General features: G+C 33.4%; 1 protein-coding gene. It reads left to right on the top strand.

Features of this window, described 5'->3' with window-relative positions:
• A partial coding sequence (locus J1N10_RS21495) for a site-specific integrase (RefSeq protein WP_262328689.1) occupies nt 1-560 on the top strand: 560 nt, incomplete at its 3' end.

Below are 560 nucleotides of genomic sequence, written 5' to 3' on the forward strand. Positions count from 1 at the left end.
ATGGAAACTTTTTCGTTCAGGCAGTTTAAAACAAAATTTGGTATTGCTGGAGGTGACCTTACAAATATTCTATTCTATTTTGAAAGGCGTATTAAAGAATTTGGAGATAATGACCAATGGTGTAGTTGGGCGCAATTCACTACCGCAATGAGAACCCTGAAAAAGTATTTTGGTAGTAATCAAATCGACTTTAGAGAACTAACTGTAAATGAACTAGAGAAATATGAGCAATGGATGGTGACACAAAATCTTTCAATGTCATCAATCAATACTTATATGGCTTCGACAAGGACAATATTCAAGATTGCTCAACGTGAGGGTGCAATATCAAAAGATTACTACCCTTTTGGTGAAGGTGGTTACAAACTTCCATCAAGTCAAAACGTGAAAAGAGCTTTGAAAATGAATGAGATTGAAAAAATATATAACTACGAATGTAAGGAGTTTTCATATCGTGACGAAGCTAAAGATTTATGGCTGTTTAGTTACCTTTTAAATGGGGCTAATATGAACGATATTATCAGATTAAAGTATAAGAATGTTGATGATGAATTCATAAC

This window comes from Carboxylicivirga litoralis, from assembly GCF_025499605.1.
GTDB classification, from domain to species: Bacteria; Bacteroidota; Bacteroidia; order Bacteroidales; family Marinilabiliaceae; genus Carboxylicivirga; species Carboxylicivirga litoralis.